Origin of the sequence: Paracoccus sp. MKU1, assembly GCF_001447385.1 — a bacterium.
In the GTDB taxonomy this organism is placed as follows: Bacteria; Pseudomonadota; Alphaproteobacteria; order Rhodobacterales; family Rhodobacteraceae; genus Paracoccus.
In genome coordinates this window covers 1-8,849 of the sequence record NZ_LLWQ01000087.1, presented here as the reverse complement: position 1 = coordinate 8,849, position 8,849 = coordinate 1, and the positions used below count along the sequence as shown (strand labels likewise).

General features: G+C 55.9%; 10 protein-coding genes and 2 pseudogenes. 1 reads left to right on the top strand and 11 read right to left on the bottom strand.

All coding sequences use genetic code 11. The features are described 5' to 3' along the window. From AQY21_RS05865 to AQY21_RS05835, 7 genes and pseudogenes are all read right to left on the bottom strand, one after another. Positions 1-236, bottom strand: a pseudogene (locus tag AQY21_RS05865) (IS110 family transposase); the annotation flags it as partial. A 170-nt stretch (positions 237-406) separates the two neighbouring features. Continuing rightward, entirely contained in the window at positions 407-1,012 is a 606-nt protein-coding gene (locus AQY21_RS05860; RefSeq protein WP_058096829.1) for a glutathione S-transferase family protein, read from the bottom strand. Between the two features lie 176 nt (positions 1,013-1,188). Further along, positions 1,189-2,691, bottom strand: coding sequence for a TRAP transporter large permease (locus AQY21_RS27175; protein ID WP_082657997.1), 1,503 nt, complete (start codon positions 2,689-2,691; stop codon positions 1,189-1,191). After that, positions 2,691-3,224 carry a TRAP transporter small permease gene (locus AQY21_RS05850; protein ID WP_058096827.1) on the bottom strand — a complete coding sequence of 178 codons (534 nt, stop codon included), beginning with the start codon at positions 3,222-3,224 and terminating at the stop codon, positions 2,691-2,693. Before AQY21_RS05850 ends, AQY21_RS27175 begins: the two co-directional genes overlap by 1 nt. Positions 3,225-3,333: 109 nt before the next feature. After that, the gene (locus AQY21_RS05845; protein ID WP_082657996.1) at positions 3,334-4,548 is read right to left on the bottom strand and encodes a hypothetical protein; all 1,215 of its coding nucleotides are present in this window, start codon (positions 4,546-4,548) and stop codon (positions 3,334-3,336) included. A gap of 137 nt (positions 4,549-4,685) precedes the next feature. Further along, positions 4,686-5,375: an EthD domain-containing protein gene (locus tag AQY21_RS05840; RefSeq protein ID WP_058096825.1), complete on the bottom strand. Its 690-nt coding sequence runs from the start codon at positions 5,373-5,375 to the stop codon at positions 4,686-4,688. Between the two features lie 322 nt (positions 5,376-5,697). Beyond that, positions 5,698-5,907, bottom strand: a complete 210-nt coding sequence (locus tag AQY21_RS05835; protein ID WP_058096824.1) for a transposase domain-containing protein — start codon at positions 5,905-5,907, stop codon at positions 5,698-5,700. 81 nt (positions 5,908-5,988) lie between these two features. Between AQY21_RS05835 and AQY21_RS28495 the strand changes: the two are divergent. Next, a pseudogene (locus AQY21_RS28495) lies at positions 5,989-6,119 on the top strand (IS3 family transposase); the annotation flags it as partial. 4 nt (positions 6,120-6,123) lie between these two features. Here AQY21_RS28495 and AQY21_RS27605 read toward each other — a convergent pair. From AQY21_RS27605 to AQY21_RS05815, 4 genes are all read right to left on the bottom strand, one after another. Beyond that, positions 6,124-6,876, bottom strand: a complete 753-nt coding sequence (locus AQY21_RS27605) for an SDR family NAD(P)-dependent oxidoreductase (protein ID WP_161905937.1) — start codon at positions 6,874-6,876, stop codon at positions 6,124-6,126. A 36-nt stretch (positions 6,877-6,912) separates the two neighbouring features. After that, the gene (locus AQY21_RS05830) at positions 6,913-7,692 is read right to left on the bottom strand and encodes an SDR family NAD(P)-dependent oxidoreductase (protein ID WP_058096823.1); all 780 of its coding nucleotides are present in this window, start codon (positions 7,690-7,692) and stop codon (positions 6,913-6,915) included. Between the two features lie 25 nt (positions 7,693-7,717). After that, positions 7,718-8,206, bottom strand: a complete 489-nt coding sequence (locus AQY21_RS05825) for a nuclear transport factor 2 family protein (protein ID WP_058096822.1) — start codon at positions 8,204-8,206, stop codon at positions 7,718-7,720. Positions 8,207-8,575: 369 nt separating this feature from the next. Next, a partial coding sequence (locus AQY21_RS05815) for an integrase core domain-containing protein (protein ID WP_152988121.1) occupies positions 8,576-8,849 on the bottom strand: 274 nt, incomplete at its 5' end.

The following is an 8,849-nucleotide window of genomic DNA, read 5'->3' as shown; positions in this document are numbered from 1 at the left end:
GTTTCCATCAGCACGACAGGCTGTCCGGCCTCGGTCAGCCCGCGATGAAGCCACTGCGACAAAGGACCAGCCTCGAGCCCAATAGCGGCGATGCTTCCATCCTGCTCACCGATCCAGCGTAGCAGCGCCTCAGGCTCGCTGGCCACCTGAGCCTCCCTGACAATCCGCCCATGTTCGCTGATCGCGCAGATCGCGATTTTCTCCAGCGATACATCCAATCCAACAAACAACTTCATCCCGCAGTCCTCCTCCTGGATCCGATACGGGAACGGCGACAGCTTGCCCCTGATCTTGCAAGCGGTAACGGACAGCGCGACGCAGGCCCCGTTACAGCATCTCATTCCGGCATCAGCCCCTTGATCACGTCGATGCAAACACGGGGAGCGTCCGGGTAGTGGACAGGGAGCTATCCCCATAGCGGGTGAGACGCCACAATTGACGTTCGAGCCCAGAGACGAGCATGACAATCTGCCAGATTTTGAGGAACACTCAACTTCTCCGAAAACGCCCAGTTCAGGATGTAGAAAAGCGCCGCATCGGCAAGTGAGAAAGAGCCAAGGAGATAATCAGCGTCCCCCATTACTTGAGACAGGACTGCAAGACCCTTGTCGATCTGTTCACGGCCGTGGATACGAAGCGCCTTCTGAACATCGGGATCGGAATGGAACTTCCCTGGCACCTTGAGAAATACAAAACCGCGCATGTGGATGGTGCCCACGATGAAGTCAAGCATTTCCATCATTCGCGCTTGCTCCAGGGACGTGTCGGGCCAGAGCTTTCGTTCAGGATGAAATGAGCCCAACCAAAGTGCTATCGCCTGAAACTCGGTCAAAACACTGCCGTCCGGAAGTAGCAGCGCAGGGACTTTGCCTTTGGGGTTCTGGTCCAAGTAATGGGGCGAGATCTGCTCCCGCTTTCGTACGTCGACGATCTGTACGACATGCTCCACGCCGAGTTCATGCAACAGGAACAGGATTCCATTCGAGCAGCTGCCCGGTGAGTGGAAGAGCATTATCAGACTGAATCTCCTCTTTGGCCCACCAGACGCGTACCAGCCAGATTGGGAACGAGGATCGTCCCCGAATCATCCAAAGCACACGCTGGATTTTGTTTTGGTGTCGTGAAGTTGCCGGGAACTGCCCCGGACAGAACCGCTCTCCGGCGGATCCGTCCGGAACAGCAAGGTGTCTATTGTGCAGCTAACGACGGCAGCCACGTTACGATTGAGGGGAACAGACCAATCAACACCACTACTACCAAGGCTAGCGGAACGAAGATCATAGCGCCCGTAAAGACGTCCGGTAGACTGATCTTCTGACCCATGTTTATCTCGGGATTCTGGACCATACCGTGCCCGATGAACACAAGCATTCCAACTGGTGGCGTCAGCAGCCCGATCTCCGCCATAAGTACGACAAATACGCCAAACCAGATTGGATCATAGCCAGCGTTAACCACAATCGGCAACAATAGTGGAACAGTCAGAAGCATCATAGCGATTGCGTCCATAAATGTGCCAATAACCAGATACAATATCACCAACATAAAGAAAAACAACACAGGATTGTCTGAAATAACCTGCATCTCAGCGGATAGCCACTGGGCAGCACCGGTTACTGCAAGAAGGCGCGAGAAAATCGCAGCGCCTATGATCAGAAACATCACGGAACCAACGGCTGATAACGTGCCTTTGCAGGTGTCGATCAGCGAGATGCTAAATCTTCTTCCTCCTTGCACCGCCAGACAATAGAGCGCAGCACCAACAGCACCTACGGCTCCGCACTCCGTAACAGTCAGATATCCACCCCCCATACCGGCAAATATAATAAGAATAAGCGCCGGTACTGGCCAAGCCTCCGAAACAATGCGAAGCTTCTGTATGCGCGAGAGTGCGGGTTTATGCTCTGCTTCTCGACGACGTCCATCTTTACCCGCCCAGTGCGGCAATAGCAAAGCTATCGCGACCACGCTGAGCACATAGGCGATTGTTAGAATGATGCCAGGTATCGTTCCAGCAACCAGTTGCGGGCCAACGGGAACTTCAGCAAATCCAGCATATATCACGAGCATGATGCTCGGCGGAATCAACTGCGCTATCGTGCCCGCGCTAAGCACCGATCCCACCGCAAGCCGTCGATCGTAGCCAGCTTCCAGCATTTCGGCTATTGCGATCCTACCCAGCGCATAGGTGCTGCCTATTGTAGATCCACTTACCGCTCCAAGACCGGCGCCCGCGATGTTGGTCGTGGCCGCCAATCCGCCAGGCAGCCAGAAAAAGAGCACGCGTGCCGCAGCATATAGTTTCTTCGTGATACCGGAATGCCATAGCATAAGTCCCATAAAGACAAACATCGGCAAAACGAGAAGAGTCGAGCTTGCGGACTGAGCAATCGGGGTTTGCGTCAGGGTGGAAACAAGTGGTCGATACCCGATAAGTGTATAGATGCCGATCGCGCCAGACACCGCCATAGCGAGTCCGACGTTCACACCTAATCCCATTAAGGCGAACATCAAGCCGAGAGCGACAACTGCTCGAAATTCCCGCTGAATATCTGCGAAGAACAGTGATGAAGCGAGAATTGCTACAATAGAAAGGATGATGATCCAAGTCATCCCTTGCAATCGCCCACGATAAGCCGACCTGCTATCTGGATTCTGAGACGACGGCATGCTGTCAGTATTATTCGTCATTACTGCACTCCCGGCTGTTCCATGTGTTGCGATGGGACCTCATCATTGTATTGGACAATCCGAACTGTTCGGAGAAAAATCATAATGCCCAAAGCGAGGAATCCTGCCGCAATAACGAATCTAACCCACCATATGGGGATCCTGTATGCGCCCGCATATTCGCTTCGAGCCAAGGCCTTCATGGCTTCGTCGAATCCCAGCCAAGCCAGCCAAACAAGAAAAGGGATAGAAACGACTGCCACGATGATGGCCGCCACCCTTCTTGAAGTCGTGCCGAGATGTTCGGTTAGAAGCGTGACTTCCACATGACTCTGATCGACGCTGGCCCACCAAAGTCCGATTGCCACCAGCGTTACCATCAGCCAGTACTGCGAGATTTCCAGAACTCCCGGGATCGGGACGGAAAACAGGTTCCTGGCAATAATGTCCGCGAATACTAGCAGGATAAGAGCCAGAATCCCAATTGACCCAAGCGACAACAGGAAGATCCTTATCAACTTCGGAAAAAACACCCATATTACCTTCGAGCTCATCGGACACCTCCTCCCAGACGATTTCGGGTTGATTTATATTATCTTCTTACTGAAGGCGATGCGTGGGCGGAACGGTGCCGGGGATTCGCCACCATTCCACCGTCGATGCCTAATTCGCGCGCTGATCGCTTACGATTTCGCGGGCAATGATGTGGGCAAAGGTCTCGGGGCGCGGAAGCTCGCCACCCTTGTCTATAAACTCCGCCCAGGATTGATATTGATTCGGCACTCCGACTTCCTCGGTGAGAATCTTATTCCACTTCACCTTGAGATCGGACAGTTTACTTACGTAAGCAGCCGGGTCTGACAGTTCCGCAGGAGCGGCATCGATTGCGCCCGCTCTCACCGTGTCGTGATAGGAATTTACCCGCGACATCAAGTCTTCATCGGCAATGGTGAAATGCGCATCCGCTCTTGACATAATCTCTGCGGAAGCAAGCTGTCTGGCAGCACCCGCGTCGATCAGAAGACCCGCAGCGAAGTTTGCGGTCTCATCCCAAATTATGTCTTTCAAGTCTTCCGGAAAAGAATTCCAGACACCCGCATTGAAAGCATAAACTGCTTGAGCATAAGATGTAAGGCCCATGGACAAGTTAAAGTACTTGCCGTGGTCAAAGAAGCCCTGCTCACCGGCATCTGCCAGGCTGCCCATCCAGCAATCGATCACACCCCCCTGAAACGCCTGATAGACTTCCGTTACAGGAAGGGAAACAGGGATCATGCCGAGATTCTGAGCTTCGCGGGTCCACGTTTCGCCTGCCACGCGCACGCGTTTGTTTGCCATCGAATCGTAGGTCGAATTATCTTCCTTGCACAGCACCCCATATGTGCCTGTGATGGAGAGAGAGGGGATGATGGGGAAGATTCCAGCCTTTTCGAGTTCCGCGGTATGTTCGGGCATGTTTGCCGTCCACTCGTAGCCAGCGAGGCCGGTGGCGAGCAATTGCAGCAGTGGATCCAATTCGGTAGCGATCGCCAGCTTTCCCTGCCACTCATCAATCGGGAATGCGGATGAATCGTATGCCGGCATGATGAAGCCGAAGTCGAAAATGCCGGAGCCAAGCCCGGAAGGCAGCTCCGCTGCCGGAACGAGGCTGCCCCCGTAGTAGTAATCGAACTTTAGTTTGCCATCCGTCCTCTCCTCAAGACGGGCGGTAAACTTTTCCATTTCATCAGTTAATGGATTGTCCGGCCCGTATAGCGTGGCCACACGCAAGGTGACTGGAGCCATATCCGCTAGGGTCTCTGCTGCATTCCCGGTCGTAGCAGTCGCGGCCGATAAAGCGAGAACGGCAACACCGAGTTGTGGATTCTTCAAAACCATAAGCCATTTCCTCCTTGTTTGAACCTTCACCGCGGCAGTTGCGGATGGTTATTGGGACCGATGGTTGTCGCCGATCGGACCAATGATGTCCTGGAAAAGTTTTCTTCAGTGCATTCGCCCGGGCCGACGAATGCGTGTCAGAAGAACCGAATTTCATTAGCATAGAACGAGACGATGGTCTCGTTGTCTGCAAAGCTCTCCATTGCCTCGTCTCCGAGCGACGCGAACGCGTCTGCAGCGGCTTTACGGCTGTCGAACCAGAGTTCATCCATTCCGTCGTAGCGGTGTTGAACTGGAATCGGACAGCCGCTCAGGGACATGAAGGAACCCTCCCTCACCTCCGTTTGGACGTACCCTCGCAGTGCAATCTCAAATGATTCAGACGCAAAAAAACGTCCGACAAATTCGTTTCGCCAATTGGCGAGGGCCTCAGCACGCGATGAGTCGCGGTTTCGATGCCACAGGACAACGAGTTTGGTTCTGGCAGAACCCAGTTTCACCTGATGTTCATCTCCGGCGAACACCAATGTCCTGTCGCGATCAATGAACGCGGCTTCGTCGGGAACGACGTGAGTCCGGTATTCCAAGGTGTGGGAGAATGACTTCGCGCCGCTTGCGTCCTTCTGACGGATGTCGCTGATCCCGTCGAAAGGTAAATCACCCCCAACCGGTCCGGCGCTCAAGTAGTGGTTCTGGGCATACCCATCCGTGTAGTCACGGTAGGATGGAATGCTCTCGAGCAGCGGACCATGGCTATCTCTCCAATGGGCTGAGTACGCCTCCCTTGAAAGGTCAGAACGCCTCTTGCACAGCACCACCTTCTTCATCGTGCGGACCGGGAAGCCCGGCACCCTCGGAGTACAAACTTCGCCGTGACGAAACGCTGCGCGCACGGCGCCTTCGGATTCGAGACGGCGCCAATAGACGCTTCATGTCGGCTGACAGAAAGTCTGCGGTTCAAGTTATATCCTCCCTGTTCCCTCAACACTAACTGCGATGGCTAAAGACCGCATCTTGAACATTGAAAGCGTCCGCCTGATGGACGGGCGCTCACGGCCTGTCACTTCTGGTCGGCCGAACTCTTTGCATCCCCTGATCGGCGCCCGCTGGCGGGTCCATTGTAAGCGACCTCTGGCTACCACGGCTGGACTAACTTGACGGGCTGAAGCTCCATGGCAACAGGTCGCCGAGACGGCCCTGTGGGTGATCGTTGGCAATGGCTGTGAGCGTGGCCTTGGGGCAGGCTAGGGGCTCGACGCCGTTGATCTTGCAGGTTTCGATCAGCGAGGCGTTGCGGCCCCAGGCGATGCCGCCTTCGTCCTGTCCGGCGGAGAGCGCATTCTTGCGATCAAGGGCCATCACCCGTTCATTCCGCCCATCTTGGAGATGGATCCCAACCGTTCCTTCCCGCCGCTCGAATGCGGCTTCGGTGCCAGACCCATCCGCGACACCTTCCTCATCAATGCCCATGACCGCGAGATCATCGCCAGGCGGGCCGTGGCGAATGCGGGGACCAGCGGCTCCGACGTCCGCGACTCATGCTAGAAGCCGTCGAACGCCGCTTCGGTGAAGGATCTAATAGCCCAAGCGCCCGCCGGACACGTCAAAGACAGCGCCAGTTGTAAAGCTCGAGGCCGGACTGGCGATCCATCCAACCATCTCTGCAACTTCTTCGGGCCGTCCAAGCCGTTTCATTGGAATGCGGGATGTGACTTCGGCTAGATATTCAGAAGTCATTTGCTCCTGCAATTCAGTGTCAATCAAAGCAGGGGCTACGCAGTTGACAGTTACACCGCTCAGCATGAGCTCTTTTGCCAGCCCTTTTGAAAAGCCGATGACAGCGGCTTTCGATGCACCATACGCGCAGCCGTCGGGCAGACCGCAAACCCCTGCAACGGATGCCATGTTGATGATCCTGCCATACCCTTGTCCGCGCATTGCCGCCAGGAACGAACGTGTCACCGTAAAAACCGTTGTCAGATTGACGTCGAGAACGCGTTGCCAGTCCGCATCGGTCTGATCTTCCACCGCGGCGATGGCTCCCTGGATGCCAGCGTTGTTGACCAGAATATGCGGCGCGCCGTATGTAAGGATAAAATTCTCGGCTGCCGATGCGACAGCCCGACTGTCGGTTAGATCAATCTGCTGCGTAACCAACCGCTCGCTTGCGATACCTTCAGTTTTCAGTCGCGACGGGTCCTTGTCCCAAGCGATCACTCGAGCGCCACGGGCAACGAAATGGTCGGTGATGGCTCGCCCGATTCCACCGGCTGCTCCGGTGACAAGTGCGATCTGGTCCGCAAGGGATGATTTGAAGTCTGCGTCCAAGGTGGTAATACTCCAGTTTGGTTCGCCGTGATCTCGCTAGGCAAGCGTTCGCCCGCCATCAACCATGAGATCGGCACCGGTTATCATCATGGCTTCGTCGGACGCGAGAAAGGCTACGGCGTTGGCGATATCAGCCGGTTCCGGCAGACGGTCCGTGCAGTGCGTGGGGAGAATGGTCGCCAGCGCCTTCTCCTTCGAACCGAACCGCTTGATTAACATCTCGTCGACGAGTGGTGTCCATACCCATGTCGGGTGCACGGCGTTGACGCGCACACGCGCACCGCTCTTGCCCGCGCTTAGCGCTGCGCTACGAGTGATTGCGCGAACAGTCGCCTTGCTCACGTTATAGGGTGCTGCGTCGGCGCTCGCCAGGAAGGCGGTGGTGGAGCCGATATTGACGACCGCCCCACCGCCTGTGTTCCTCATCACACGAACAGCTTCGCGAGTTCCGAAAAATGTCCCGTCGACATTAACAGACATGACTCTTCGCCATTCTTCAGTGGGGATCGCGTCCAGAAAATAGCTTTCACGTCCAACCACACCAGCGGCGTTGACCAATATATCAAGCTTTCCGCAATCGCGAACGGCCTTATCGACGACCAACCGCCAACTCTCCTCGGACGTCACGTCCAGTTCCTCGAACTGTGGAGGTGAGAGGCCCTCGAACTCATGCAGAAGAGAAGCGCTCGGCCGCGCACGCAGATCAGCAAGGATGACGCGGCCTCCTTCCTGCGCAATCCGTTTGCCGATCGCAAGGCCTAGTGTCCCGGTTCCGCCGCTGATCAAGGCTACCTTGTCATGGAATCTGTCTTTCATTCACTCACTCTCCTGGTGCAAGCGACTAACGAGTCTGCCGATTGGCGCGATCGTCCTCACCCAGCACTTGCCGCAATTTGAATCGCCACTTGCCATCGGCGCAGCGCACGAGATCATCGTGGTAGCGCCCCATCTCAAAGATGAAGGAGTCCGAAAGCGAGGGGACCGCTGGATCACGAGCAGCGCTGGCGTCGAGGCGGAAGAAGTAGCAGTCCGCCTTCGCCGTATCCCCGTCGACGATGATCTTCAGGTTGGTGAAGACATGCTTGTGGATTTTTGTCGGTGCGCGTGTATGTCCCATCGCGAACTTGCGCAACTGCTCAGACCCCTGGTAGACGCGGTCTTCAGCACCCGCCCGGCGGATCATCCAGATGCCATCTTCGGTGAAGAGGTCCACGAACTGGTCTTCGAGACCGTAGTCGAGGGCCTCACCATAGGCGCACAGCACATCCTCAATGGCCCGCATGTCCTCCATCGCGAGCAGCCGGGCCTCCAGATCACCTTTTGTCGTCATCTTGCGTGCATCTCTGACCTTTGAGCGTTCACAATGATGGCCATCTCGGTTGATGCCGGCAGCTTGCGCATGTCGGGATACTGGGTTCGGAACGCGGCCCCAGCGTCTAGGATAAATTCATCATGTGCGAGCCCGTAGGATGGTTGTCCGGAGGACAATGCGTAGGAGCAGATGCGCATGAATGTTTCCTGTCTTATCGATCTTTGACTGTTTTAGACCATGGCTCTGGAGGGCGCTCCTGTTCCGTTCAAACTGTCCGCCTGTTGAACGGCGGTGGTAAGTCTGTCGCCCAAGCTGGAGCGACGGAGCGCACGACCCCGCGAATGGAGATGAACGGCGGGATGGTCTTGCCCCCATTTCACCGGACACTCAGGCGATTGCGGTTTGAGCTGCGATGAACTCGCGTGGCGAGCGCATTTTCAGCCCTGAGTGCGGGTGGTTTTCATTGTAATCCTCGATCCAGGTGCCGATCAATCCAAGGCCCGTCTGCGCGTCCGGCAATGGCGTGACCTGGACGTAGTCGCGCTTCAGCGTCTTCACGAATGCCTCCGAAATCCCGTTGCTTTGCGGGCTCTTGACCGGCGTGACGCAGGGCTTCAGCCCCAACTGGSGGGCGAAGATCTGCGTGTCCTTGGCGATGTAG

What these genes read in the sequence shown, in the direction of transcription:
- AQY21_RS05860 (WP_058096829.1), bottom strand. Translation starts at nt 1,012, where the DNA reads ATGCTCTTCCACTCACCGGGCAGCTGCTCGAATGGAATCCTGTTCCTG.
- AQY21_RS27175 (WP_082657997.1), bottom strand. Translation starts at nt 2,691, where the DNA reads ATGACGAATAATACTGACAGCATGCCGTCGTCTCAGAATCCAGATAGC.
- AQY21_RS05850 (WP_058096827.1), bottom strand. Translation starts at nt 3,224, where the DNA reads ATGAGCTCGAAGGTAATATGGGTGTTTTTTCCGAAGTTGATAAGGATC.
- AQY21_RS05845 (WP_082657996.1), bottom strand. Translation starts at nt 4,548, where the DNA reads ATGGTTTTGAAGAATCCACAACTCGGTGTTGCCGTTCTCGCTTTATCG.
- AQY21_RS05840 (WP_058096825.1), bottom strand. Translation starts at nt 5,375, where the DNA reads ATGAAGAAGGTGGTGCTGTGCAAGAGGCGTTCTGACCTTTCAAGGGAG.
- AQY21_RS05835 (WP_058096824.1), bottom strand. Translation starts at nt 5,907, where the DNA reads ATGGCCCTTGATCGCAAGAATGCGCTCTCCGCCGGACAGGACGAAGGC.
- AQY21_RS05830 (WP_058096823.1), bottom strand. Translation starts at nt 7,692, where the DNA reads ATGAAAGACAGATTCCATGACAAGGTAGCCTTGATCAGCGGCGGAACC.
- AQY21_RS05825 (WP_058096822.1), bottom strand. Translation starts at nt 8,206, where the DNA reads ATGACGACAAAAGGTGATCTGGAGGCCCGGCTGCTCGCGATGGAGGAC.